23 protein-coding genes are annotated in these 26092 nt (G+C 70.3%); 19 read left to right on the top strand and 4 right to left on the bottom strand.

Going from position 1 to position 26092, the window contains the following annotated elements:
* The first annotated feature begins 53 nt into the window (after positions 1–53).
* The 5 genes from ACFC1K_RS10150 (at position 54) to ACFC1K_RS10130 (ending at position 6209) form a co-directional block, all read left to right on the top strand.
* The gene (locus ACFC1K_RS10150; RefSeq protein ID WP_375871521.1) at positions 54–2144 is read left to right on the top strand and encodes a beta-galactosidase; all 2091 of its coding nucleotides are present in this window, start codon (positions 54–56) and stop codon (positions 2142–2144) included.
* 44 nt (positions 2145–2188) lie between these two features.
* Complete coding sequence (locus ACFC1K_RS10145; protein ID WP_310288686.1) at positions 2189–3541, top strand: extracellular solute-binding protein; 1353 nt, start codon at positions 2189–2191, stop codon at positions 3539–3541.
* 110 nt (positions 3542–3651) lie between these two features.
* A complete protein-coding gene (locus tag ACFC1K_RS10140; protein ID WP_375871520.1) occupies positions 3652–4611 on the top strand; it encodes a carbohydrate ABC transporter permease in 960 nt (319 codons plus the stop codon).
* Positions 4608–5525 carry a carbohydrate ABC transporter permease gene (locus tag ACFC1K_RS10135; RefSeq protein ID WP_375871519.1) on the top strand — a complete coding sequence of 306 codons (918 nt, stop codon included), beginning with the start codon at positions 4608–4610 and terminating at the stop codon, positions 5523–5525. The genes ACFC1K_RS10140 and ACFC1K_RS10135 overlap by 4 nt, the downstream gene beginning before the upstream one ends.
* A gap of 24 nt (positions 5526–5549) precedes the next feature.
* Positions 5550–6209: a TetR/AcrR family transcriptional regulator gene (locus tag ACFC1K_RS10130; RefSeq protein ID WP_375871518.1), complete on the top strand. Its 660-nt coding sequence runs from the start codon at positions 5550–5552 to the stop codon at positions 6207–6209.
* 93 nt (positions 6210–6302) lie between these two features.
* On the opposite strand, the gene ACFC1K_RS10125 is transcribed toward ACFC1K_RS10130, so the two are convergent.
* The gene (locus ACFC1K_RS10125) at positions 6303–7835 is read right to left on the bottom strand and encodes an ABC transporter substrate-binding protein (RefSeq protein WP_375871517.1); all 1533 of its coding nucleotides are present in this window, start codon (positions 7833–7835) and stop codon (positions 6303–6305) included.
* Between the two features lie 158 nt (positions 7836–7993).
* Between ACFC1K_RS10125 and ACFC1K_RS10120 the strand changes: the two genes are divergently transcribed.
* Genes ACFC1K_RS10120 through ACFC1K_RS10110 form a run of 3 tightly spaced genes read left to right on the top strand, consistent with a single transcriptional unit; the run spans position 7994 to position 10412 of the window.
* Positions 7994–9025 (top strand): Gfo/Idh/MocA family protein, encoded by a 1032-nt coding sequence (locus ACFC1K_RS10120; protein ID WP_375871516.1) that lies wholly within the window; start codon positions 7994–7996, stop codon positions 9023–9025.
* Positions 9025–9945 carry a TolB family protein gene (locus ACFC1K_RS10115; RefSeq protein ID WP_375871515.1) on the top strand — a complete coding sequence of 307 codons (921 nt, stop codon included), beginning with the start codon at positions 9025–9027 and terminating at the stop codon, positions 9943–9945. Before ACFC1K_RS10120 ends, ACFC1K_RS10115 begins: the two co-directional genes overlap by 1 nt.
* A complete protein-coding gene (locus ACFC1K_RS10110) occupies positions 9945–10412 on the top strand; it encodes a heme-degrading domain-containing protein (protein ID WP_375871514.1) in 468 nt (155 codons plus the stop codon). Before ACFC1K_RS10115 ends, ACFC1K_RS10110 begins: the two co-directional genes overlap by 1 nt.
* A 34-nt stretch (positions 10413–10446) precedes the next feature.
* Here the strand turns inward: ACFC1K_RS10110 and ACFC1K_RS10105 are convergent, their stop codons facing one another.
* Together ACFC1K_RS10105 and ACFC1K_RS10100 are read right to left on the bottom strand one after the other, a co-directional pair.
* Complete coding sequence (locus ACFC1K_RS10105; RefSeq protein WP_375871513.1) at positions 10447–11319, bottom strand: SAM-dependent methyltransferase; 873 nt, start codon at positions 11317–11319, stop codon at positions 10447–10449.
* Between the two features lie 77 nt (positions 11320–11396).
* A complete protein-coding gene (locus tag ACFC1K_RS10100; RefSeq protein ID WP_375871512.1) occupies positions 11397–12359 on the bottom strand; it encodes a LacI family DNA-binding transcriptional regulator in 963 nt (320 codons plus the stop codon).
* 162 nt (positions 12360–12521) lie between these two features.
* Between ACFC1K_RS10100 and ACFC1K_RS10095 the strand changes: the two genes are divergently transcribed.
* The 7 genes from ACFC1K_RS10095 to ACFC1K_RS10065 all read left to right on the top strand — a co-directional run bounded on the left by ACFC1K_RS10095 (position 12522) and on the right by ACFC1K_RS10065 (position 20551).
* The gene (locus tag ACFC1K_RS10095) at positions 12522–14045 is read left to right on the top strand and encodes a mannitol dehydrogenase family protein (protein WP_375871511.1); all 1524 of its coding nucleotides are present in this window, start codon (positions 12522–12524) and stop codon (positions 14043–14045) included.
* Positions 14046–14074: 29 nt separating this feature from the next.
* Positions 14075–15079, top strand: coding sequence for an L-idonate 5-dehydrogenase (locus ACFC1K_RS10090; protein WP_375871510.1), 1005 nt, complete (start codon positions 14075–14077; stop codon positions 15077–15079).
* A gap of 45 nt (positions 15080–15124) precedes the next feature.
* Positions 15125–16525 carry an MFS transporter gene (locus tag ACFC1K_RS10085; protein WP_375871509.1) on the top strand — a complete coding sequence of 467 codons (1401 nt, stop codon included), beginning with the start codon at positions 15125–15127 and terminating at the stop codon, positions 16523–16525.
* Positions 16526–16603: 78 nt separating this feature from the next.
* Positions 16604–17833: a D-mannonate dehydratase ManD gene (gene manD, locus ACFC1K_RS10080; protein ID WP_375871508.1), complete on the top strand. Its 1230-nt coding sequence runs from the start codon at positions 16604–16606 to the stop codon at positions 17831–17833.
* Positions 17823–18485, top strand: a complete 663-nt coding sequence (locus ACFC1K_RS10075; protein ID WP_375871507.1) for a bifunctional 4-hydroxy-2-oxoglutarate aldolase/2-dehydro-3-deoxy-phosphogluconate aldolase — start codon at positions 17823–17825, stop codon at positions 18483–18485. The genes manD and ACFC1K_RS10075 overlap by 11 nt, the downstream gene beginning before the upstream one ends.
* Entirely contained in the window at positions 18482–19450 is a 969-nt protein-coding gene (locus tag ACFC1K_RS10070) for a sugar kinase (RefSeq protein WP_375871506.1), read from the top strand. Before ACFC1K_RS10075 ends, ACFC1K_RS10070 begins: the two co-directional genes overlap by 4 nt.
* 78 nt (positions 19451–19528) lie before the next feature.
* A complete protein-coding gene (locus ACFC1K_RS10065; RefSeq protein ID WP_375871505.1) occupies positions 19529–20551 on the top strand; it encodes a LacI family DNA-binding transcriptional regulator in 1023 nt (340 codons plus the stop codon).
* Between the two features lie 22 nt (positions 20552–20573).
* Here ACFC1K_RS10065 and ACFC1K_RS10060 read toward each other — a convergent pair whose 3' ends face one another.
* The gene (locus ACFC1K_RS10060) at positions 20574–21452 is read right to left on the bottom strand and encodes a PhzF family phenazine biosynthesis protein (RefSeq protein WP_375871504.1); all 879 of its coding nucleotides are present in this window, start codon (positions 21450–21452) and stop codon (positions 20574–20576) included.
* 223 nt (positions 21453–21675) lie between these two features.
* Between ACFC1K_RS10060 and ACFC1K_RS10055 the strand changes: the two genes are divergently transcribed.
* Genes ACFC1K_RS10055 through ACFC1K_RS10040 form a run of 4 tightly spaced genes read left to right on the top strand, consistent with a single transcriptional unit; the run spans position 21676 to position 26090 of the window.
* A complete protein-coding gene (locus ACFC1K_RS10055; protein WP_375871503.1) occupies positions 21676–22767 on the top strand; it encodes an LLM class flavin-dependent oxidoreductase in 1092 nt (363 codons plus the stop codon).
* Positions 22764–24185, top strand: coding sequence for an NtaA/DmoA family FMN-dependent monooxygenase (locus ACFC1K_RS10050; RefSeq protein WP_375871502.1), 1422 nt, complete (start codon positions 22764–22766; stop codon positions 24183–24185). Before ACFC1K_RS10055 ends, ACFC1K_RS10050 begins: the two co-directional genes overlap by 4 nt.
* Positions 24182–25291, top strand: coding sequence for an NADH:flavin oxidoreductase/NADH oxidase (locus ACFC1K_RS10045; protein WP_375871501.1), 1110 nt, complete (start codon positions 24182–24184; stop codon positions 25289–25291). Before ACFC1K_RS10050 ends, ACFC1K_RS10045 begins: the two co-directional genes overlap by 4 nt.
* A 49-nt stretch (positions 25292–25340) precedes the next feature.
* Complete coding sequence (locus ACFC1K_RS10040) at positions 25341–26090, top strand: ABC transporter permease (protein ID WP_375871500.1); 750 nt, start codon at positions 25341–25343, stop codon at positions 26088–26090.
* The last annotated feature ends 2 nt before the right edge of the window (positions 26091–26092 follow it).

The raw sequence follows: 26092 nt of genomic DNA, 5'->3' as shown, positions 1-26092 counted from the left end.
CCCTGATGTTTCCGAAAACATCCACCCCGCTCTCGACGACAACGGAGTCCCTGATGCACCTCGACCGATCCGGCATCCTCTTCGGCGCCGCGTACTACGCGGAGTACCACCAGAGCGACCGTGTCGATCAAGACCTCGACCTGATGAAGCAGGCCGGGTTCACGGTCATCCGGGTGGGCGAGTCGGTGTGGTCGACGTGGGAGCCGCGCGACGGCGAGTTCGATCTGGAGTGGCTGCAGCCGGTGCTCGACGGCGCGCACGCCCGTGGCATCTCCGTGGTGCTCGGCACCCCGACGTACGCCGTTCCGCCGTGGCTGCAGACCGCGTACCCCGAGATCGCCGCCGACGTCCGCACCGGCGAGCCGATGCCCTGGGGTGCCCGCCAGGAGGTCGACTACTCGCACCCGGCCTTCCGCTTCCACGCCGAGCGCGTCATCCGCGCCGTCGTCGGCAGATACGCGTCGCACCCGGCGGTCATCGGCTACCAAGTCGACAACGAGCCCGGCATGGTGCTCTTCCACAACCGCGGCTCGTTCCAGCGGTTCGTGCGGCGGCTCGCGGCCCGGTATGGCGACGTCGAGACGCTCAACCGCGAGTGGGGGCTCACCTACTGGTCGCACCGTCTGTCGGACTGGTCCGACCTGTGGACGCCCGACGGCAACTCGCTGCCGCAGTACGACCTCGCGTGGCGCCGCTACCAGGCCGAGCTCACGACGGAGTTCATCGCCTGGCAGGCCGAGATCGTGCGCGAGTACTCGACCCCCGAGCAGTTCGTGACGACGTGCATCGCGTACCCGCGCCCGGCGCTCGACGACGAGAAGCTCGTCGAGGCGCTCGACGTCACGGCGGGCAACCCGTACTACGCGATGCAGGACCACCTCGACGCGACGAAGGATCTGGCCCCGGTCACGCCGTGGACGACGAGCGGCGTCCCCGCGATGTTCCGCCAGGCCGACCGGCTGTTCTCGTCGAACCAGGCCCGCTTCCTCGTCACCGAGACCGACGCGCAGTCCATCGGCGGGTCGGAGTTCAACCTGCCTCCCTATCCCGGGCAGCTGGCGCAGGCGGCGTTCGCGTTCGTCTCGCGCGGCGCGGCGATGATCGAGTACTGGCACTGGCACACGCTGCCGTACGGCACGGAGACCTACTGGGGAGGCATCCTTCCCCACAGTCTCGAGCCGGGCCGCGTCTACCGTGAGCTCGCGGGCGTCGGCGCGGATCTCGCCGCCATCGGCGACCTCCTCGACGGCTTCGAGCCCGATGCCGACGTGGCGATCCTGTGGTCGAACGACTCGCGCTTCGCCCTGGAGTTCTTCCCCACCTTCCCCACGGAGACGGGCCAGCCGGATCGCACCAGCTACACGCGCATCTTCGATGCCTACTACCGCGGAGTCATCGACGGCGGCGCGCAGGCGCGGGTGCTGCACCCCGATCAGGCGCTCTCCTGGGGCGCGAAGGATCTGGCCGCACGGTTCCCCGTGCTGATCGCCGCCGGCTTCTACGTCGCGACCGACGCCCAGCTCGACCTGCTGCGCGAGTACGCCGCCGCCGGCGGCCACCTCATCGTCGGCATCCGCACCGGTTACGGCGACGAGGAGGCACGGGCGCGGGTCAGCGTGGCTCCGGCACGGCTGACGGATGCCGCGGGCGTCAGCTACGAGGAGTTCTCGAACCTGCGCGACCCGCTGCCGGTCACGTCCGAGCAAGGCCTCGCCCTGACCGGCGGCGCCGCGGCGACCCTGTGGGCGGACGGGCTCCTCGCGTCCGATGCCGACACCCTCGTGCGCTACGTGCACCCGCGCTTCGGCGACTTCGCGGCGGTGACGAGCCGGGAGCACGGCGACGGACGCATCACCGTCGTCGGCACCGTCCCCTCCGCCGAACTGGCGGCCGATCTCGTGCGCTGGGCCGCACCGGCGACCGTCGCCGACGCGATCGCGCCGGAGCGCGCGCTGCCGGTCACGGTGAGCTCAGGCTCGCTGCCGGACAGCCGCCGCGCCTGGTTCGTCTTCAACTGGAGCGGCGAGCCGCAGGCGTTCACGCCCGCCGTCGACCTCGCGGACGCCGTCACGGCGGAGGAGCTCTCCGCCGGCACCGAGATCTCCCTTCCGGCGTGGTCGACACGCTGTCTCGTCGGAAGGTGAGCACCCAAGGGGTCACGCGACCCCACCGAGAAGAAAGAGCAATCATGAAGAAGGCACGCAGAACAGCAGCGACGCTGACCGTCGGCGCGGCCACGGTCGCGGTGCTCCTCACGGGGTGCGCCCCGAGCGGCAACGACGGCGGCGGCGCGCAGGGCCCGATCACGCAGGATCAGATCGACGAGGCGATGAGCACCCCGACGGAGCTCACCTTCTGGACCTGGGTTCCCGACATCCAGAACGAGGTCGATCTCTTCGAGAAGAAGTACCCCGACATCTCGGTGAAGGTCGAGAACGTCGGCCAGGGCCTGCCCCACTACCAGAAGCTCCGCAGCGCGATCGAAGCGGGCGAGGGTGCCCCGGATGTCGCGCAGATCGAGTACCAGTACATCCCGTCGTTCGTGCTTCCCGAGTCGCTCCTCGACCTCACCCCGTACGGCGCGGACGACCTCGCCGACGACTACGTCGGATGGGCGTGGAACCAGGTGTCGCCGGGCGACGAGGTGTGGGCGATCCCGCAGGACGTCGGCCCGATGGGCAACCTGTACCGCGAGGACATCCTCTCGGCGGCGGGCATCACCGAGGCCCCGGCCACGTGGGACGACTACGCGACCGCCGCGAAGGCCGTCAAAGACAGCACGGGCTCGTACATCTCCAACCTCGGCGCGACGCAGGCCGGGCAGATGATCGGGTTCTTCTGGCAGGCGGGCGTCAAGCCGTTCGGCTACGACGGCAAGGAGACCGTGACGATCGACGTCAACAGTGACGAGGCGAAGAAGGTCGCCGACTACTGGACCGGCCTGATCCAGGACGACCTCATCTCGACGGACGTCGACTTCAACGACAACTGGTACCAGGGCCTGGCCAGCGGCAAGTACGCCGGATGGCTGACGGCCGCGTGGGGTCCGATCTTCCTCCAGGGCACCGCCAAGGACACGTCGGGGCTGTGGCGCGCCGCGCCGCTGCCGCAGTGGAACGCCGGTGACGAGGTCTCGGGCAACTGGGGCGGATCGTCGGATGCCGTGCTGGCGTCGAGCAAGAACCCGATCGCCGCGTACGAGCTCGCGAAGTTCATCAACAACGACCAGGAGTCGGCGATGATGCTCGCGACCGAGCAGTTCCTCTACCCGCCGCAGGTGTCGGTGCTCGAGGACCCGGCCTTCGTCGACCAGGAGTCGGAGTTCTACGGCGGCCAGCAGGTCAACAAGCTGTTCGCGGAGATCTCCACGACGGTCGACACCGACTTCCAGTGGCTCCCCTTCATGGACTACGTGTACTCCACCTATGAAGAGACCATGGGCGCGGTGATCGCGGAGAAGGGCGACATCAGCGGCGCCCTCGACGCCTGGCAGGACCAGCTCGTCACCTACGCAGAGGACCAGGGCTTCACCGTCAAGTGAGCCCGAAGGGTGCCCGCCTGCCCTGCGCGGGCACCCTTCGCCTCGGCCGATCGCACCGCAGCCGTGACGCGATCGGGCGGTCCGCAGCATCCATTCGAAAGGAGACTCCCGTGGCGAACTCAACAGCATTGCCGGCCGCTCGTCCCGCAGCGCCCGCGAAGAAGCGGCGCACCAGCCCCACCAAGCGCAAGCAGTACCGCGCCGCCTACCTGTTCCTGCTGCCCTTCTTCATCGTGTTCATCACGATGCTCGTCATCCCGCTCGTCTACGCGGGGTACCTGAGCCTCTTCGAGAGCAAGCTCATCGGCGGCGAGGTGTTCGCGGGCCTGAACAACTACGTCCGTGCGCTGACCGACCCGCAGTTCTGGGGCGGCCTCGGCAGGGTGGCGCTGTTCTTCGTCGTGCAGGTGCCGATCATGCTCGGCCTCGCCCTGTTCTTCGCGCTCGCGCTCGACACGTTCCTGGCACGGGGATCGAAAGGCATCCGCCTGCTCATCTTCATGCCGTACGCCGTTCCGGCGGTCGTGGCGACGCTGATGTGGGGCTACCTGTACGGTCCGGACTTCGGTCCGATCGCCCAGATGGCGCGGGCCCTCGGATTCGGCACCCCCGACTTCCTCTCACCGGGGAACATCCTCGGCTCGATGATGAACATCGTCACGTGGGAGTTCGTGGGCTACAACATGATCATCATGTACGCGGCCCTGCGTGCGATCCCGGGGGAGCTCTATGAAGCGGCCGAGATCGACGGGGCGGGCCAGTTCCGGCTGGCGTGGAGCATCAAGATCCCCGCCATCCGCCCGGCGATCCTGCTGACCGTGATCTTTTCGGTGATCGGCTCGTTCCAGCTGTTCGCGGAGCCGAATCTGCTGAACATCATCGCCCCCGACGCGATCACCATGGGCTTCACGCCGAACTACTACGCGTTCAATGTCGCCTTCATCAACCAGGAGCTGAACTACGGTGCGGCTCTCGCGTTCCTGCTCGGAATCGTGATCGCGATCATCTCGTACTTCGTGCAGCTCGGATCCGAACGATCCGCGCGCCGTGAGCGGAAGGGGCTCGCATGACCTCCACCGAGACCCGCACGCTGGTCACCGGGAAGCGGCTCGACAATGCGAAGGCGTCGTACTCCCGCACCCGCCGGCGCAGCTGGCTGCTGACGGTCCTGCTGTGGCTGTGCGTGCTGTACTTCGTGCTGCCGCTGTGGTGGCTGTTCGTGTCGTCGACGAAGGACAACTCCGCGCTGTTCTCCACTTTCGGGCTGTGGTTCGGCGGCGAGCTGTCGCTGTGGGACAACCTGCAGACACTGTTCACGATCCGCGGCGGCCTGTTCACCCGCTGGCTGATCAATACGGTGGTGTACTCCGTGACCGCGGCGGTCGGCGCCACGCTGCTGTCGGCGATGGCGGGCTATGCCTTCGCGAAGTACGAGTTCCCCGGCAAGAAGGTGCTCTTCAGCGCGACCCTCGGCGCGATCATGATCCCGCTGACGGCTCTCGCCCTGCCGACGTACCTGCTGTTCGCGCGAGCCGGGCTGACCGACACCCCGTGGGCCATCATCATCCCTTCGCTCGTCAGTCCGTTCGGGGTGTACCTGATGCGGGTGTATGCGGCCGACGCGATCCCCGACACGCTCATCGAGTCTGCGCGCGTCGATGGGGCGGGCGAGTTCCGCACGTTCTGGCAAGTCGGCTTCCGGCTGCTCGGGCCGGGGCTCGTGACGGTGTTCCTCTTCTCGCTCGTCGCGACGTGGAACAACTACTTCCTGCCCCTGGTCATGCTGAACTCGTCCGAGCTGTATCCGATCACCGTCGGCCTCGCCCAGCTCCAGGCGGCGGCGTCCGCGGGCGGCGGCACGCAGGCGCTGTTCTCGACCGTGATCACCGGCTCGTTCGTGTCGATCCTGCCGCTGATCGTCGCGTTCCTGTTCCTGCAGCGGTACTGGCAGTCGGGCCTCGCCACGGGAAGTGTGAAGGGTTGAGCGCTCCGCCCGTAGGGTGGGCACATGAGGCAACCGTCGTATGCGAAGGGCATGGCGCGGCGCGACGAGATGCTCGCGGCGGCGATGCACGCCATCGCGGGGGCCGGTTTCCGGCGGCTCAGCCTGCGCGAGATCGCGCGCGAGAGCGGTGTCGAGGCCGCGCACCTCGTCTACTACTTCGGCTCGCGCGACGGACTGCTCCAGGCTGTCATCGAGAGATGGGATGCTGACACCCAGGCTGCGCGTGCCGTCGACGCCGTGCCCGACCGGCCCCTCGACTTCCTCGTCGAGCATGTGCGCCTCAATCTGTACGTGCCCGGGTTCGTGCACCTGCTGCACTCGTTCGCCGCCGAGGCCGTCGCGCCCGACCACGAGGCGCACGCGTTCTTCCGCGAGCGCTACGAGCGCGTCGCGCAGCAGATCGCGGAGGCGATCACCGTGGAGCAGGATGCCGGCTTCATCCCGGCCGACCTCGATCCCGCGGACGAGGCGCAGCGGCTCATCGCCGTGTCGGACGGCGTGCAGCTGCAGGCGCTGCTCGACGAGCGGATCGATGCCGTCGCCCTGCTCGCGGGCGCCGTCGAGGCGCTGCGATCGCTGGCCGACGACCCGGCTGTGCGGTTGAGCGACGAGTCCGTGCCGCAGCTGGCCTCGCTCCGCAAGGGCATCGCCGCGTCCACGTGACCCACCGCCCGAACGGTGCGCACAGAACCGCGGAGTCGACAACGCACACGACGGCCCCAGCGCGATGTCGCGCCGGGGCCGTCGTGCCGCTGATCAGTTCGCAGGGGAGAACCCGAACAGCGACGGATAGGAGTTGGTCGGCCACATCGCCACGGCCGTGCCGTTGTCGTGCGCGAAGCTGCCCTGCTTGCGGTACCACGGCGCGAACCACGCCTGGTGCGTGATGTAGGCGTTGAGGTCCTTCGTCGCCTGTTCCGCCTCTTCCGGCGTGCCCAGCTGGATGGTCGAGATGTAGTCGTCGACCTGCGGGTCCTGAGAGTGGAAGGGGTTGAACGTGGCCTCGGGAGCGATCATGAAGTTGATCAGCTGCCAGTCCGGGTTCTGCTCGAGTGACATCCAGGTGGCCGGGTACTTCGGGGCGAGCATGTCGGTGATGAAGTTGCCGGTGCCGGGGTCGGTGTAGTCGACCGTGATCCCGATGTCCGCCAGCTGCTGCGCGACGAGGTCGAAGGTCGTCTGAAACGCTGGAGTCGACATCATGGCGAGGGTGAAGCCGTCGGGGTAGCCCGCTTCGGCGAGGAGTTCCTTGGCGCCCGCGGGGTCGTATTCGTAAGTGCTGTCGAGGGCCTCGTCGTAGCCGACCGATGTCGCCGGGAACACCTGCTCCGTGAGGGTTCCGTAGCCGGCCTGCAAGACGTCCAGCAGTGCCTCCCGGTCGAAGGCCATGTTGATGGCCTGCCGCACCCTCACGTCGGCGAGCTCCGGTGCCATCGCGCCGGACCGATCGAGCAGGATGAGGCCGTGGAAGTCGAGCTCGTTGGAGGCGACCTCCCAGCCCGACGCCGACACCTCGTCGATCGCATCGTTGTTGACCAGCGGCAGCCCGTTGGCTTCGCCGGCCTTCATCGCGTTGAGGGCGGCAGTCGGATCGTCGATGACGTTGATGGTCAGGTTGTCGTAGTGGACGGCGTCGGGGTTCCAGTAGTCCGGATTCGCCGTGTAGACGTAGGTCGTTCCCGTGACGGACGCCGCGCTGTCGAGCACATACGGGCCCGAACCGACCGGGGAGGTCGCCGACGAAGGGTCGTCGAAACTGGACGGGGCCTGGATCAGGCCGGGTGCGATCGACAGCAGATTGATGAGGGAGGGGTCGGGTGCGGGCTGGGTGATGGTGACCGTCGTCGCGTCGACGGCTTCGAACTCCTTGCCGGCGAAGGTCGCCGCCTGCGGTGCCGTCCCGTCACGGAAGCGCTCGAGGCTGGCGACGACGGCGTCGGCATCCAGTGCGGTGCCGTCGCTGAACTCGACGTCGTCGCGCAGGGTGAGTGTGAGCACCGTGCTGTCGTCGTTGTACTCCCAGTCCGTCGCCAGCCAGGGGATGATCTCTCCGGCGGCGTCCTTCTGAAGCAGCGTGTCGAACACCGCCTGGAAGAACACGCTGCGGTTGCCGTACTCGGCGCCCTGGCCGACGTCGTAGCTCGTGGGTGACGCGATCGCGATCAGCGTGAGTCTCTCTGCGCGCCCCGAGTCGCTCGTGCCCCCGCCGGCGCCCTCCCCGCCGGCGCAGCCGGCGAGGGTGAGCGAAGCGACGATCGCGAGGGCTGCTGTGGCCTTCCAACGGAACATCCTTGGTCCCTTCTCGTGGAGGTGATCCGCCAGTGGATCGCCATGGCCGGAGAAGCTATCAGCATGTTTTGAACATTGTCAAAGATTACTTCCTTGGTTGTCGAGAAATCTTTTACGATGCTAAAGTCATCGCGTCGCCGATGACCGAAGGAGTATCGATGCTGCCCAGATCCCTGCCCGAACCGGAGCTGTTCCTTCCCGAGAGGGGCGAACCGGCGCTGCGCTGGGGCGTCCTCGGTGCCGGCTGGATCGCGGGGTTCTTCGTCGACGCCGTGCAGAAGCACACCGCGCAGAACGTGGTCGCCGTCGCCGCGCGCGCCCAGGCCAAGGCCGAGAGCTTCGCCCAGGCGCACAGCATCCCGACCGCTCATTCGAGCGTCGACGCGCTCCTCGCCGATCCGGGCGTCGACGTGATCTACGTCGCGGCACCGCAGAGCGAGCACCTGTCGCTCGGACTGCGCGCGATCGCCGCCGGCAAGCACGTGCTCATGGAGAAGCCGCTCGCGACGAGCGCCGCCGACGCGCAGCAGCTGGTCGACGCGGCGCGTGCCGCCGGCGTCTTCCTCATGGAGGCGATGTGGACGCGGTATCTGCCGCAGACACGGATGATCCGTCGCGTCATCGACGAGGGGATCATCGGCGATGTCCGCAGCGTCATCGCCGACCACGGCCAGCCGCTCGCCGACGACCCGGATCACCGGCTGCTGCTGCCGGGCACCGGGGGCGGTGCGCTGCTGGATCTCGGCATCTACCCGATCCAGCTCGACTCGATGGTGCTGGGCGAGCCGTCGTCGATCACGGCCGTCGGTTCGCTGACCCCGTCGGGGGTGGACGCGACCTCGACCGTCGTGCTCGGCCACGGCGACGAGCAGTCCACGCTGATGACCTCGATCCTCACGCGCACGCCGACCGTCGCATCGATCTGCGGCACGGCCGCGCGGATCGACATCGACGGGCCGTTCCACATCCCGACCGCGATCACCCTGCGCTCGCACGATCTCTTCGAAGAGCCCGTCGTCTGGCGTGATCCGACCGGGGTGGGGCTCATGGACGGGCTGGCCTGGGAGGCGACTGCGCTCGCCCGCTACATCGGGGAAGGCCGGGCGGAGTCCCCGCTGCACACGCACGCCGAGACCGTGTCGATCCTCGCGACGATCGACGAGGCCCGCCGGCAGCTGGGGGCGCGCTGATGGCGTGGGCGCGCACGCTCGCCGACGGGCAGGTCGCCCGCGTCCACGTCTACGACGTGACGACGGGGGAGAGCACGGTGGTCCACGTCGACCGCGAGGTTCTCGTCGAGGCGCCGAACTGGACGGCCGGCGGCGACCTGATCCTCAACGGCGACGGGATCCTCTGGCGCATGCCCGCCGACGGCTCTGCCCCGCCGGCTGCGATGCCGATCGCGAAGCTGCCGGAGCTCAACAACGACCACGTGCTCGCACCTGACGGCGACACGATCTATGTGTCGGCGAACGACGGCCACCTCTACGCGGCGTCCCTCACGACCGGCGCGGTGCGGAAGGTGACGCCGGACGGCAGTCCGCATTGGCACTTCCTCCACGGCGTGAGCCCCGACGGCGAGCATCTGGCGTACGTGGCGCTGAACCCCGCGAACGGCTGGGACAGCGGCACCATCCGGGTGATCGATGCATCGGGGTCGTGGGATGCGGCGCTCACCGAAGGTCGCGGGCCCGACGACGGCTCGGAGTATGCGCCCGACGGCGAGTGGGTCTTCTTCAACACCGAGCGGTTCACCGAAGCTCCCGGGCACGCGCAGATCGCCCGCATCCGTCCGGATGGCACAGGGCTCGAGCAGCTGACGTTCGACGAACGGGTCAACTGGTTCCCGCACATCGATCCCACGGGCACCCGCGCGGTGTACCTCAGCTTTCCTGTCGGCACTGAGGGCCACCCCGCCGACCTGCCCGTACAGCTCCGGGTGGTCGATGACATCTCGCAGACGGATGCGTGGACCCGGGGTCGCGTCGCGGTCGAGCTGTTCGGTGGCCAGGGAACCATCAACGTCAACAGCTGGTCACCCGACGGCACCCGCTTCGCCTACGTGGACTACCCGATCGGAAGCGCCGGCCACGGCGAGGAGGAGGAGTGATGGATCAGGATCTCGTCACCGTGCTCGAAGCGGAAGAGACCGGGCTCGTCTGGGACGAGTTCGGCACGGATGAAGCGTGGCGCTTGGGCAGCGCGGTGCGCGCGCTCGCGGAGGAACGCGGGCACGGGGTGGCCATCGACATCCGCCGCGTCAACGGAATGATCCTGTTCCGCAGCGCGCTGCCCGGCGTCACCGTGGATCAGGAGGACTGGATCCGGCGCAAGAGCGCGGTCGTGTTCCGGTTCGAGACGAGCTCGGCGCTGTTCGCCGCGCGGATGGCGGCCGCAGGCTACGACCCCACCGCCGTCGGGTGGCTGGCGGCGAGCGACTACGCGGTGACCGGCGGCTCGGTGCCCATCCGGGTGCGCGGAGCCGGCGTCGTCGCCGCGCTGACACTGTCGGGGCTGTCGTCCGAGGAGGACCACGCGCTCGCCGTGGAGGGGATCCGCGCGACGCTCACCCGGTGACATCGCCAGCGGCTGAGCGCGGTGCGCGGCGGCGTCAGCGGATCGGGAAGTGGACGCTCACGAACCCGCCCCGCTGCTCGGCAGTCGCGGTCTCGTCGCGGTCGACGCGGAGAGGCCGAGCGTATCGGCGCTCGAGGTCCTCGACCCGGGTCTCCTCGACACTCCACCCCGCTGCGCCCAGCACCACGGCCGGGTCTGGCGGATCGGTGCGGGCGAGCAGCTCATCGAACGGGATGCCGGTGGCCAGTGCGAAGGTCTCGAGTCGCTCCCGCGTCTCCGGGGTGTCGGTCAGGGCCGGCGCGCGCTCGATCACGGCGCGCGAGCCCGGGGCCGACAGATCGATGATGTCGTCGAGCAGCGCCGACTGGTCGTGGGCGCTGAGGTAGGGGAGGAGTCCCTCGAGCACCCAGTGCGTCGGCTGGTCGGGCCGGAACCCGCTGCGCACGATGGCGGCGGCCCAGGGCGCCGTCACATCGGCCCCGAGAGCGGTGCGGTCCGCGGTCGGCGTCGCGGCCGCAGCATCCATCGTCCTCTCGACGAAGTCGACGACCTCCGGCGAGTCGAGCTCGAAGACGCGCGTTCCCGCCGGCCAGGCGAGGCGCCACGAGCGGGTGTCGAGCCCACTGCCGAGGATGGCGACCTGCCGCAGCCCGCCGGCGAGCAGCTCGTCGTCGATGAACCGCGTGCGCATGCCGATGTACATCGCGCCGAGGAGCATCGAGTGCTCGACCGCGGCGGCATCCTCGGGGCGCTCGGGCCAGCGCTCGGGGAACGGCACGGCGACGCCGGATTCGCGGACGAGCGCCGCAGCCCACGGGTCGACGATGAGCGGGTCGGGGCGATCGGTCTCGAGGGCGCGCGCCGCAGCGACGGCTACGGCGGTGACTCCCACACCTTCAACGGGCATGGCGTCCATCCTTGCTGGCGCGATCGGCGGAGCCGGTCGGATTCGCTACCGGCGCAACGTCCCGCCGGAGCCGGACCTCACGCGGGCGGCGCTGCCGTCGAGCCCCGAACGATCAGCTGCGAGTTGAGCACCGCGGCTTCCTCGGGTGGGGTGCCGGCCATCGCCTGCAGCAGGAGGTCGACGGCGAGGGCCCCGCTTCTGCCGATCGGCATCCGCACCGTGGTCAGACCCGGCGTCACGGCACCTGCCATCTCGATGTCGTCGATGCCGACGATGCTGATGTCGTCGGGACACGAACGGCCTAGGTCCGACATGCCGGCTTCGACCCCGAGCGCCACGAGGTCGTTGTACGCGATCACCGCGGTGGCGCCGCTCGCAGCCGCAGGTGCCGCCGCAGCGCGTCCGCCCTGAATGGACGCGGCGTGGTGGCTGAGCCGGGTGAGACGGATGCCGAAGCTCTCGCACGCCCGCGCGACCGTGTCCGATCGCCGGCTGTCGGCCCACGAGCCGAGGGGCCCGGCGGCGTAGGCGATGTGCCGGTGGCCGAGTGCGGCCAGATGCTCGACCGCCTGGCGAGGCCCGTGCTCGGCGTCCATCAGCACGCACGGAGCGCCCTCGAGAAGCCGGTTGATCACGACGTACGGCGTCTCGCCGACGAGGGCCAGCACCTCTTCGTCGGGCAGGCGAGGGGAGCACAGCAGCATGCCGTCGAGCTTGCGCGCGCGCTCGATCTGCTCGCGCTCGCGCCGGAGGTCCTCGTCCGCGTCGAAGAGCACGATCCGATGACGGCCGTGCCACGCCTGACCCTCGATCGCCTTGAGCAGGGTGGCGTATACGGGGTTCGCCACGTCGGGGACGATGACGCCGATCGTGCGCGTGGCCGTTGCGGCCTGCGTATTCGCGTACCCGAGGTCGCTTGCGGCGCGGAGCACGCGATCCCGCGTCGCGACCGCCAGCCGGTCGGGCTCTCCGAACGCGCGCGAGGCCGTCGCGACCGACACGCCCGCGCGTCGCGCCACGTCGGTCAATGTCGCCGTCATCCCGCGTTCCGATCTCGAGCCCAGCCAGCGCTTCCATCATGGCTCATGCCGATGTGATGCAACGCCTTGACAAACATTGTACAAACCGTGCACACTCTTTTCCATGACGATCACCGAGGATCCCTCGACTCGACGGACGAGCGCACACGCAGGAGCGACGGCATGACCGCCGCCCGGCTCGGCCGGAGCTTCGCCACGACGGTCGCCGTTCCCGACGCGCCCCGCTCGGCGGGAATCCTCCACCTCGGTCTCGGCAACTTCCACCGCGCGCACCAGGCCGTGTACACCGCTGCTGCGCTCGCCGCGGGAAGCGGCGATGATTGGGGGATCGTGGGAGTCGCGTCGCGCTCCCGGTCGGTCGTCGACGCGATGCGCGCGCAGGACATGCTCTACTCCGTCGCCGAGATCTCGCCGGCGGGAACCCGACTCGCTGTTCCCGCCGTCCACACCGACGCCTTCGTCGCCGCGGATGAGCCCGACCGGGTCGTGCAGGCCATCGCCGATCCGGCGATCCGCATCGTCACCCTCACCGTGACCGAGAACGGCTACAGCTACTCGCCCGCGACCGGCCACCTCGACATCGCCGACCCGGTCATCGCCGCCGACTTGCGGGGCGGCAGCCCGGCCTCGACGATCGGTCAGCTCGCACGCGGCATCCAGCGGCGGGCCGCAGCATCCGGTGCTCCGCTCACCGTGCTCAGCTGCGACAACCTGGCGGCCAACGGATCGCACACCCGCCGGCTCGTGCGCGAGTTCCTGCAGAGCCTGCCCGGAGTCGAAGGGGCCGAGGCGCTCGCGTTCCTCGACGAGCGCGTGTCGTTCCCGTCGAGCATGGTCGATCGCATCGTCCCGTCGACGACTCCTGAGCTGCGGACGCGCGTGTCCGGCCTGCTGGGTGCGCGCGACGAGATCCCCGTCCCCGCGGAACCCTTCACGATGTGGGCGATCGAGGACGACTTCCGCGCCGGCCGCCCGGCGTGGGAGGCCGGGGGAGCCGTGTTCACCGACGAGGTCGGCCGCTACGAGCAGATGAAGGTGCGGCTGCTCAACGGCACCCACTCGCTCATCGCCTACCTCGGCGCGCTCCGCGGGGTCGAGACCATCCCCGAGGCGATCGGCCTCGCCGACATCGACGCCGCCGCGCGGATCGTCCTCGCGGACGAGTACGCGCCGTCGATCGAGATGCCGACGGGCGTCGACTTCGACGACTACCAGCGTGAGCTGTTCGAGCGCTGGGGCAACACCGCTCTCGGCCACCGCACGACGCAGGTCGGCACCGATGGCTCGGTGAAGCTCCGCCAGCGCATCCCCGAGCCCGCCGTGCAGGCGCTCGACAACGGGGCGATGCCGCACCTGATCGCGCTCACGGTCGCCTCGTACCTGTCGTGCTTCGCTCCGCTTCCGGGCTTCCAGCCGGGTCGGTTCGCGGATGCGATGACGGATGCTGCGCGCCCGCGACTCGCCGAGGCCGCAGCGGGCGCGCGCAACGGGGCGGGCATCGCCAACGCCGCGATCTCGGGGCTGCAGCTGTTCGGCGAGGAGCTCGCGGGTCGTTCCGCGTTCATCGCGCGGGTGGGAGAGCTCATCGACACGATCACCGCGGGTGGCGTGGAGGCGGCGGTGGCCGACAGCGTGGCCGCCGCGCAGGCCGACGCATCCGGCATCCGTCACGAGGTCTCGGCTTGACCGCGGCACAGCACCAGGAAGGAGCCGCCATGAAGGCGCTCGCGATCCACGGCAAGGAAGACATCCGCTGGGAGGACCGACCGCTTCCCGAACCCGGCGAGGGTGAGGTGCGCCTGCGCGTCAGGTTCGTCGGCATCTGCGGGTCGGACCTGCACTACTACTTCCACGGCGTCAACGGCGAGTACGCGATCAAGGAGCCGCTCATCCCGGGGCATGAGCTGTCGGCCGTGGTCGACCTCGACCCGTCCGGCCGTCTCGAGCCGGGAACCCCGGTCACGGTGCACCCGGCGCGCTACGGCGCGTCGGTCCCGGGACTCGAGGACCACCCGCACCTGCGACCCGGTGGCGACTACTTCGGCAGCGCCGCGACCACGCCGCACCGTCAGGGCGGCGCCGCCGAGTACCTCGTCGTCGAGGAGCACATGATCCGCGTGCTGCCCGAGACGCTGCCGCTCGAGCGTGCGGCCCTGGCGGAGCCGCTCGCCGTGGCGCTGCACGCCGTCAACCTCGCCGGCGACATCACGGGCAAGCGCGTGCTCGTCATCGGCGCGGGTCCGATCGGGCTTCTCGTGGTCGCCGCGGCGGCGCACGCCGGGGCCGCTGTCATCGGCGCGAGCGACGTGCGCACCGAGCCGCTCGACCGCGCCGCAGCGCTCGGGGCGAGCGAGCTGGTGCTCGTCGGCCGCGACACGATCGCCGACGAATCGTACGACGTCGTGTTCGAGTGCTCCGGCGTCGCCGTCTCGCTGACGCAGTCGGTACGCGCCGCGCGCCGTACCGGAACGATCGTCCAGGTCGGCATGCTCCCGAACACCGAGATCGGCGTGAACCTGGCGCCGATGCTCGCGAAGGAGCTCACGGTGCGCGGGGCGTTCCGCTTCTCCACCGAGATCGACGACGCCGTGGCGATGCTCGCCGAATCCGACGCGCTCGATGCCGTCGTCTCGCACACGATCGAGGCATCCCGTGCCGTCGAGGCGTTCTCGGTCGCGCGCGACTCGTCCGCGTCGGCCAAGGTCCTCCTCGAACTCTGACTTCTCACCCCCCTCCACCGCTCACTCATCTACGAAGGAGTACTCATGAGCACCCCCCAGGTCCCCGGCGTCGACGCACCCGCGCCGCCGCCCACCGTCACCCGCTCGACGGGCGACCTCGTCCGCGCCGCCGTCTCCGGCTGGCTCGGCACCGCGCTGGAGTTCATGGACTTCCAGCTGTACTCGCTGGCCGCGGCCCTGGTCTTCAGCCAGCTCTTCTTCGCCGGCGAGGAGCCCGGCATGGCCGTCGTGCTCGCCATGGCCACCTATGGCGTCGGCTACCTCGCCCGTCCGCTCGGCGCGTGGTACTTCGGGCGCATGGGCGACAAGATCGGCCGCCGCAAGGTGCTGTTCTACACGATCCTGCTCATGGGCCTGGCGACCACGCTGATCGGCTTCCTGCCGACGTACGAGACAGCCGGCATCATCGCGCCGATCATGCTGGTGCTGCTGCGTCTCGCGCAGGGCTTCGGCGCGGGCGCCGAGATCTCGGGTGCGGGTGTCATGCTCGCCGAGTACGCGCCGGCCAAGCGCCGCGGCATCATCGCCTCGCTCGTCGCACTCGGCACCAACTGCGGGACGCTCTTCGCGTCCGCGATCTGGGCGATCCTGCTGGCCGTGATGGTCGAAGAGGACGTCCTGGCCTGGGGCTGGCGCATCCCGTTCATCGCCTCCGCCGTGATCATGGTGTTCGCCGTCTGGGTGCGCCTGAACCTCAAGGAGAGCCCGGTCTTCGAGGAGCGCACCGACGTCGTCGACGGCCAGGCGCTGTCGCGCGACGAGATGGTCGACCTCGCGACGCAGACCAACGACATCCGCACGCTCGAGTCGCTGCAGCGCAAGCCGATCAAGGCGACGCTCGTCTCGTTCTTCCTGCGCTTCGGGCAGGCCGGCAACTCGGGTCTCATCCAGACGTACCTGATCTCGTTCATCACGATCACCCTCGCCGTGCAGAAGGGCGTCGGGCCCGAGATCGTCATCGTCTCGTCGCTCATCGGCTTCGCGACCATCCCGTTCGTCGGTTGGCTCGGCGACAAGTTCGGCCGCCGCCGGATGTACATCGTCATGACGTCGCTCGCGCTGGTGCTCATCGTCCCGACGATGCTCGCGATCAACACCAAGGAGGTCGCCTGGATCTTCGTCGGCTACGTCGTGATCCACAACGTCGCCGTCCTGGGCCTCGCCTCGATGGAGAACATCGCCATCCCCGAGATCTTCGGCTCGCGCAACCGCTACACGCTCACGGCCATCGTGCGCGAGATCGCTGCGATCATCGCGACCGGCATCGGACCCGTGCTGGCCGCCGCCTGGGTGGCCGCGACCACGGGCAGCATCATCCCGGTGATCGTGCTCCTCGCGCTGTACACCCTGTCGGCGCTCATCGCGGCGGTCGTCGCGCCCGAGTGGACCGGTCGCGACCTGACCGATCCGCGTCCGGCGATGTAGTCCTCGCGGACACCCGATCCGAACCCTGGTGCGGCCGCCGTCCGCGGCGGCCGCACCGACACTTCCTAGGAGACACAGATGGCGATCGAGAACGTCACCGTCAACATCACCAGCCCCGGTCGCAACTTCGTGACGCTCAAGATCGTGACCTCCGACGGCATCGTCGGGTGGGGCGACGCCACCCTGAACGGCCGCGAGCTGTCGGTCGCCTCGTACCTCGCGGACCACGTCGCCTCGATGCTCATCGGGCGCGACGAGGATCGCATCGAGGACACGTGGCAGTACCTCTACCGGGGTCCGTACTGGCGTCGAGGCCCCGTGACGATGGCGGCCATCGCCGCGGTCGACATGGCCTTATGGGACATCAAGGCGAAGAAGGCCGGGATGCCGCTGTACCAGCTCCTCGGCGGTGCCAGCCGCTCGGGCATCCGTGTCTACGCCCATGCCTCGGGCACCGACTACCAGGCTCTCGCGAACGCGATCACCGGGTACGAGGAGCTCGGCTTCACCGCGGTCCGCGTGCAGACGGGTGTGCCCGGCCTCGGCCAGATCTACGGCGTCTCGTCGGCCGGTCCGGGCGTCCGCTACGACTACGAGCCCGCCAAGCGCGCCGCCGACGGCCGGCCGAGCGAGGAGACGTGGGACACCCGCACCTATCTCTCGCACATGCCCGACGTGTTCGCCAAGATCCGTGAGGACTTCGGCGCCGGCCTGCGCATCCTGCACGACGGACACCACCGGATGTCGCCCATCGAGGCGGCGCGGTTCGCCAAAGACATCGAGCCCTACGACCTCTTCTGGCTCGAGGACTGCACGCCGGGGGAGGACCAGTCGGCGCTGCGTCTGGTGCGCCAGCACTCCACGACGCCGCTCGCCATCGGCGAGGTCTTCAACACCGTGTTCGACTACCAGACGCTCATCACCGAGCGGCTCATCGACTACGTGCGCTCGGCGGTCACGCACACCGGCGGCATCACGGCGATGAAGAAGCTGCTGGACTTCGCGGCGATCTACGGCATCAAGTCGGGCATCCACGGCCCCACCGACATCTCGCCCGTCGGCATGGCCGCGGCCCTTCACCTCGACCTCGCGATCCACAACTTCGGGATCCAGGAGTACATGCCGCACAACGAGCAGACGCTCGAGGTGTTCCAGACGTCGTTCACGTTCGACCGCGGCTTCCTGCACCCGGGCGAAACGCCGGGCCTCGGGGTCGAGCTCGACGAGGACGCCGCCGCGGCATTCGAGTACACGAAGGCCTACCTCCCGGTGAACCGCCTGCTCGACGGGACCGTCCATGACTGGTGAGACCGCGCCCGGGCGCCTCGCGCTGCCCGAGCGCACGGTCGCCGCGCGCCTCGTCGTCGTCGCACGCGCCGCGCGTGCGGAGGACTACGACGGCGTGCTCGACGTGCTGGTCGAGGCCGGTATCCGCAGCGTCGAGCTGACGCTCACGACCCCCGGCACGTTCGACCGGTGGGCGGCGCTGCGCGAGCGGTACGAGAGCGTGCTCGATCTCGGGATCGGCACGGTGACGAACGCGCGCGACCTCGCCCGGGCCATCGACGCCGGGGCCGCGTACGTGGTCACGCCGATCACGGACCCCGCGCTGGTCGCGCAGGCGACGGATGCCGGCCTGCCGATCGTTCCCGGAGGGCTCACGCCCACCGAGCTGTTCTCGTCGTGGTCGGCCGGCGCTTCCGCGGTGAAGATCTTCCCCTCGGGCGTGGTGGGTCCCTCGTATCTCACGGACCTGCGCGGGCCGTTCCCCGACATCGTCGCGATGCCGTCGGGTGGCGTCGACCTCGACGGCGCGGCCGCGTGGCTGAAGGCCGGCGCCGTCGCCGCGAGCGTCGGCGGTCCGCTGCTGGGCGACGCGTTCCGCGGGGGCGACCTCGCAGCCCTCCGCGACCGTGCGAAGGCGTTCGTCGACGTCTGCGCGGAGGCGGGCGACCGATGACCGACGCACGCCCTGGGCGACCCGTCGTCACGCTCGGCGAGACGATGGCCCTCGTGCGCACGACCGAGCTCGGATCGCTGCGTCACGCGTCGGGCCTGGCGCTCGGCATCGGCGGGGCCGAGAGCAACGTCGCCATCGGGCTGGGCCGCCTCGGCGTCTCGGCGTCGTGGCTGGGCCGCGTCGGCGACGACTCGCTCGGCGCGCGCGTCGTGCGCGAGATCCGCGCCGAGGGACTCGATGTGCGCGGCATCGTCGACGCCGGCGCGCCGACGGGGCTCATGGTGAAGGAGCGGCCGTCCGCCTCCTCGACGGCCGTGCACTACTACCGCTCGGGCTCGGCCGGGTCGCGGCTGAGTCCCGAAGACCTTCCGGCCGGCTGGGTCGAGGAGGCGGCGCTGCTGCACGTCACGGGCATCACGCCGCTGCTGTCGGAGTCGGCGCGCGCGAGCGTGCGCGGCGCCGTCGATCGGGCGCGGGCCGGCGGCGTGGCGGTGAGCTTCGACGTCAACTACCGTTCGGCGCTGGCGAGCCCCGAGGCCGCCGGCCCGGTCTTCCGTGAGATCGCCGAGCACGCCGGGGTCGTGTTCGGCGGCGTGGAGGAGCTCGGCCTGCTGTTCCCGCAGACGGACGCCGAGACCGCCGCGCGCCGCTTGCTCGAGGCCGGGTGCACCGAAGTCGTGCTGAAGCGCGGCGCCGAGGGCGCTACCGTCTACACCATCACGGGCGCTGTCGAGTCGCCGGGCTTCGTCGTCGACGTCGTCGACACGGTGGGCGCGGGCGACGCGTTCGTCGCCGGATACCTCAGCGCCACGCTCGACGGTCTCGACGTGCCGGAGCGGCTGCGACGCGCGAATGCGTGCGGCGCGCTCGCGTGCACCTCCCCGGGGGATTGGGAGTCCGCTCCGACGCTGCGCGACGTCGAGAGGTTCCTCTCGGGAGGCGACAGCGACCCCGTGCGTCGCTGATCCCGACGGGCGAGAGAGCCCGCGGCGGAGCCGCTCTACCGAAGCCGTCGGCATCGGCGCATCCTGGTCATGATCGTCATGACCGAGCCAGTCCCCGCGGACCGCAAGCGTCCGAGCATCTACGACGTCGCTGCGCGCGCCGGCGTGTCGCACATGACGGTCTCACGCGTGCTCAACGGGGCGGAGAGCATCAGACCCGAGACGAAGCGGCGCGTGCAGCTCGCGATCGACGAGCTGAACTACTCGCCCAGCGCCGCCGCCCGCAGCCTCGCGACCCGACGTGCGATGCGCATCGGCGTCCTGCTCGACACCCCCGCCGAGTTCGGACCGAACAGCACGCTGCTCACCCTGGAGGCGGCCGCCCGAGAGCACGGGTACACGGTGGCGACGTTCTCCCACACGGGTGCCGACGACGACATCCTCACGATGGGTGTCGCCGAGCTCCAGCGTCAGGGCATCGATGCGCTCTGCGTGGTCGCGCCCCGCGAGGGGACCCCGCGCGCGCTTCGAGAATCGGCCCTCGACATCCCCGTCGTCCTCCTCGGCGACGGCAGTGACGTCGACGGACTCATCAGCATCGACGCGGATCAGGAGCAGGGCGCGACCCTCGCGGTCGAGCACCTGCAGTCGCTGGGGCACCGCTCGATCGTGCACCTGACGGGTGCGCCCGACAGCCTTGCGGCCCGAGCCCGACGGCGCGCATGGCAGGCGGCGCTCGAGCGGGCGGGCGTGGAGCCGCGGTGGATCGAGGGCGACTGGAGCTCGGATGCCGGCTACCGGCTGGGCGTCAGCGCGGAGCTGATGGGCGACGCATCCGCCGTGTTCGCCGGCAACGACCGGATGGCCCTCGGTCTCGTCCATGGGCTCGCAGCGCGCGGCCGGAGCGTGCCTCATGAGGTCAGCGTCGTCGGATTCGACGACATGCCCGAAGCCGCGCACTTCCTTCCTCCCCTGACGACGGTGCGGCAGGACTTCTCAGGCCTCGCCCACGCCGCGGTGACGGCGATCCTCGGTGCCCTCGAGGGCGAGGAGACGCACCCGGCGCGGATTCCGGCGACCCTCGTCGTCCGCGAGTCGACCGCGCCCTTCACCGCGCGATGACCGTCGCCTGGTCGAGGCGGGGTCAGAGCCGGAGCACGCCGTCGGCCACCACGAGCCCGCTGCCCGACAGGTCGACGCGATCGCCGTCCACGGCGACCTCGAGGATGCTCGGCCTTCCCATCGCGTGGCCTTGCAGGATACGGATGCTGCCACCCGGCGCGAGACCGTCGCGCGAGAGCAGCGCGGCGAGAGGCCCGGCGGCTGTGCCCGTGGCGGGGTCTTCGACGATGCCCACGGTGGGGTTGAAGAACCGGCTGTAGGCGTCGGCGCCGTCCGCGCCGCTCTCCGTGGTGAAGACGTAGCAGCCCTCCGCGCCCACCCCGGCGAGCAGAGCCCGGAGCCGCGCCGGCTCCGGCGCCGCGGCGTCGACGTCGGCGCGCGTGCGGAGCCCGAGCATGAGGTGCTCGGCCCCCGTCCAGACGACCTCGGCAGGTCGGTCGGCGAGAACGGAGGGGGAGAGCCGGAGCGCCTCTGCGAAGTCCGCGTGTTCTGTCGTCGAGTGCAGGAACCGGGGTGCGGCCTGCCGCATCGTCACCCTCGACCGGCCACCGGAAGTGCGCGTGATCCACACCGGCAGCACGTCGTCGCCGATCTGCTGCGCGAACTCGTTCCGCTCGCGCGGCAGTACGCCGGTGTCGGCGAGCCAGATCCAGGCGCCCATCGCGTTGTGACCCGCGCCGAGCACCTCGACGCCGGCGGCGGTGAACGACCGGAGTCGGTGGTCCGCGCCGGAGGCCGACGGCGTGACGAGGAACGTCGTCTCGGACTGGTTGAACTCCTGCGCGATCGCGCGCATCTCGCTCTCGCTCAGCGCATCGGCGTCGGGCACGAGCGCGAGCGGATTGCCGGTCAGCGGGGTCTCGGCGAAGACGTCCACCCACGAGAAGCGCAGCTCGGCCATGTCATCCCATCCGTCGCGAGGCGTGCCGCCAGTCTCGGCCGCACGCACGCCTGCGGTCAATGCGCGTTCCTGCCGAAGGGCCGATCAGCCGGGAGAAGTCGCCGGATGACGGGATTTGACGCCCTTTGACATCCGGTGCCGATGCCGCACGACGCCGCGGTGAGCGCCGCCATACGATCCCGGCAACCGGGCGCACCCCGCGGCCCGAGCAACGGAGGACACGATGAGCCGCATCCCGATCGGGATCGACCTCGACGGCGAAGGCGCCCACCCCGCCGCCTGGCGAGCCGCCGACCATGCACCCGCCGAGCTGTTCACGCCTGCCCGGATCACGGCGCGCATCACGGCCGTCGACGAGTCGGGCCTCGGGTTCGCGACGTTGCCCGAGTTCGACCCGACGGCGTCCGGCGGCGTCGGCGCCGGGCTCGACACGATCGAGACCGCCTCGTTCGCCGCCGCGTCCACCTCGCGCATCGGGCTCGTGCCGGTCGTCAACGCGATCCACGCCGAGCCGTACCACCTCGCCAACCAGCTCAACACCCTCGACTGGGCCTCGCGCGGTCGCGGCGGCTGGCTCGTCCGTTCCGTCGACTCGGCCGACATCGCGGCCGGCTACGGCCGCGAGCCGCACCGTGACGCGGCGGACGCCGACGAGGAGGCCCGCGACGTGATCACCGCGGTGCGCCGTCTCTGGGACACCTGGGAGGACGACGTGCTCATCGCCGACCAGGAGGGTGGCCGCTTCCTCGATCTCGACCGCTGGCACTACGCCGACGCCGTCGGAGGCTCGTTCGCCATCAAGGGACCAGGGCTCCTCCCGAGGCCCCCGCAGGGGCAGCTCGTGGTCTGGGCCGACGAGCGCGGCTCGGCGCTCGCCGCGTCGGCGGACATCGCGGTGGTCAGCGGACGCAGCCTGCCGCAGGTGATCGCGCGATCGGTCGCGGCGGCCGAGAGTGGCGTGCCGCGTCGCGTCGCCTCCGTCGAGATCGCCCTCGACGCGCGCGGCGAGACGGCGGCCGACCGCCTCCGTTCCCTCGACCGCGACACCGAGTGGGCGCCGGGCGACCGGCTGCGGATCGTCGGCACGGCGGCAGAGGCCGCCGAGCGGCTGGCGGAACTCGCGCCCCATGTCGACGGCATCCGTCTGCATCCCGCCGTGATCGACGTCGACCTCGCCGTCATCGCCGACGAGCTGCTGCCGCGCCTCGATGCCGGGGGCCTGCTGCGCGCGCCGCTTTCCGGCGAGACGCTCCGCGATCTGTTCGGCCTGCCGCGCCCAGCCAACGTCTTCGCGCTCGTGGAGGAGAACCGATGAATGACCGTCGTCTGCGAGACGCGGACTACCCGCGCCCGCACGCACGCCTGCACCTCAACGTCTTTCAGCCGTTCGGACCGATCTACGACTGGTCGCGCACACCCCGGCTGCGCGACTACTACGAGCCCGATTCCTACCTCGCGCTCGTCCAAGAGGCCGAGCGGGGACTCTTCAGCGCGATCTTCCTCGGCGAGAGCCTGCGGCTGCGCGAGCACCTCGGCCGGCTGAACGACATCGCGGTGACCGGTCGCCCCGACGCACTCGCGCTGTTCGCCTATCTCGCCGCGAACACCAGCCGCATCGGCCTGGTCGCCACCCTCAACACCACCTACACCGACCCAGTCGACCTCGCTCGCCGCATCGCGACCGTGGATCTGCTCAGCGGCGGCCGTGCGGGCTGGAACATCGTCACCACCGACAACGGCTGGACCGGCGAGAACTTCCGGCGCGGCGGCTTCCTCGATCGCGACAACCGCTACCTGTACGCGGAGGAGCACGTCGCGGCGGTGCAGGCGATCTGGGACGGCTTCGCGCCCGACGCGACGTCGACTGACACGGATGCTGCCTCCTGGCTGCGTCCGGGCGGAGTCACGCGCGTCGAGCGCAGCGGGGACCACCTCAGCGCCCGCGTCGTGCCGCAGGTCCCGCCGAGCCCGCAGGGGCAGGCCGTCTACTTCCAGGCGGGGGATTCTGACGAGGGCCGTGACTTCGCCGCACGTCGCGCGGAGGGCATCTTCACCCATCGCATCGAGTTCGACGAGGCGGTCGCCTTCACCGCCGACATCCGCCGACGTGCCCGCTCCTACGGTCGCAGCGGCGATGACATCCTCGTCGTCCCCGGCGCGTCCATCGTCGTGGGCGACACCGCCGCCGAGGCCGACGAGAAGGCACGTCACCTGCGCGAGCGGTTCCTCACCGATCGCCGCGTCCGCCAGATCGTCGAGGAGGTGTGGCAGGAGGACCTCTCCGACGTGGACCTCGACGGGCCGCTTCCGACGCACGCGCCCGCCGTCGACCGCCAGAGCCGCACGCACGGCATCGTGCACACCGGACACGAGCCGTCGGCCAAGATCCGCCAGTGGCGGGCGATCTCGGAGACGCGGGGGTACAGCATCCGTCAGCTCGTCCATCACCTCACGAGCGCGCGGGCGTTCGTCGGCACCCCCGGCGACGTGGCGGACGAGCTCGCTCATTTCGTGCGCTCCGACGCGTTCGACGGACTCAACGTCACGCCCGATGCGTTCCCCGACGGACTGGGCGACGTCGTCGACCGGCTCGTGCCTGAGCTGCAGGAACGCGGGATCTACCCGACCGAGTACCCCGGCACGACCCTGCGCGAGAACCTCGGACTGCCCGAGACCGTCGGGCATCGCGTGCCGGAGCGGGCCGCGGTGCACGCCGAGTCGGTGGCGGTGTGACGAACCTCGCGGCGGCGGAGACGGATGCTGCATCCTCCTCCGTCGGGGAGTCGTCGCTGTTTCAGCCGCTGCGACTGCGCGGGCTCGAGGTGCCCAATCGTCTGTGGCTCTCGCCGATGTGCCAGTACTCGGCGGTGGACGGCGTACCGGGGGACTGGCACCTCGCGCATCTGGGCGACCGGGCATCGGGCGGCTGGGGACTGCTGTTCACCGAGGCGACCGCCGTCTCGCCCGAGGGGCGCATCAGCGATGGCGACACCGGCATCTGGAGCGCCGCACAGGCCTGCGCGTGGCAGCGGATCGTGGACTTCGTGCACGGTCGCGGCGCGCGCGTCGCACTGCAGCTGGGCCACGCCGGTCGCAAGGCGTCACTCGCGGCACCGTGGAAGGGGACGGAGGGATCCGTTCCGCCGGAGCACGGCGGATGGGTCGCCCGGTCGGTGAGCGCGGAACCGGTTCCGGGCCTCGCTGCCCCGCTCGCACTCGAGGCGGATGAGCTCCCGCGCATCGTCGATGCCTTCGCGGAGGCCGCGGCGCGTGGCGTGTTCGCCGGCTTCGACGCGATCGAGATCCTCGCGGGGCACGGGTTCCTGCTGCACTCCTTCCTGTCGCCGCTCACGAACCATCGCACCGACGCGTACGGGGCGGGGCATCGCAGTGGGCTGCTCGAGGAGGTCGTCGTCGCTGTGCGCGGCACGATCCCGGCGCACGTGCCCCTGCTCGTACGGGTGTCGGCGACCGACTGGTTGCCCGGCGGCATCTCCGTCGCCGACACCGTGCTGCTCGCGCGGCGCCTCGCGGCTCTCGGCGTGGACCTCGTCGATGTATCGAGCGGCGGACTGCTGCCGGCCGACATCCCGGTGGGTCCGGGCTATCAGGTGGACGCCGCCCGGCGCATCCGCGCCCAGGCGGGCGTGCCGACCGGAGCGGTGGGGCTCGTCTCCGATCCGCATGTCGCCGACCGGATCGTTCGCTCGGGCAGCGCCGACGCGGTGCTCATCGGTCGCGCGGCGTTGCGCGATCCGTACTTCGCGCTGCGCTCGGCGCACGAACTGGGAGCGGAGGCGGACTGGCAGCCGCAGTATGTCCGCGGAGCCTGGGGCTGACCGGAGCGCGAGGGGCGGACGCAGCGGGAGGGATGGATAGGCTCCGACCGTGAACGTGCCCGCCGACCTGGCCCCGACGCTCGTCGGCGTGCTGGTGCTCGCGGCCGTCACGACCGTCGTCCTGGCGGCGTTCCGCATCCCGAGCATGTGGGCGCCGGTGGTGGCGATCCTGCGCGGGGCGGTGCAGCTCGCGGTGATCAGCGTCATCCTGACCGGCGTCATCACGAACCCCGTGTGGATCGCCGTCGCGCTCGTCGTCATGTTCACCATCGCCACGTCCGTCGCGACGGGCCGCATCGGCTGGTCGACGCGTGGGTTCGCCACGATGTCGACGTCGATCGCGGTCGGCGTCCTCGTCGCCACGACCGTGGTGTTCGCGACCGGCGCGCTGGAGCTCACTCCGCGGTACGCCCTCGCCATCGGGGCGATCATCATCGGCAACGCGATGAGCATCGCGACGCTCACGGGGCGCATGTTCACGACCGCGATCGTGGACCACTGGGACGAAGTCGAAGGGTGGCTCGCCCTCGGAGCGACGCCGCGAACCTCTACTCTGCTGCTCGCTCGCCGCGCCGTGCGCGATGCGCTCGTGCCCGCGATCGACCAGACGAAGACGACCGGGCTGGTCGTGCTGCCCGGCGCCTTCGTCGGTGCGATCTTCGGCGGCATCTCGCCGATCGAGGCCGGTCGCTTCCAGATCGTCGTGCTCGCCGCGATCATGGCCGCGGGCGCGATCACGTCGGTGCTGGTCGCGACGTGGATGGGCCCGGTGCGCACCAAGCCCGCGCAGCCGGCGTGACG

The organism is Microbacterium sp. NPDC056057 (genome assembly GCF_042266945.1).
Taxonomy (GTDB): Bacteria; Actinomycetota; Actinomycetes; order Actinomycetales; family Microbacteriaceae; genus Microbacterium; species Microbacterium trichothecenolyticum_C.
This window is presented reverse-complemented; position numbering and strand designations above follow the sequence as displayed.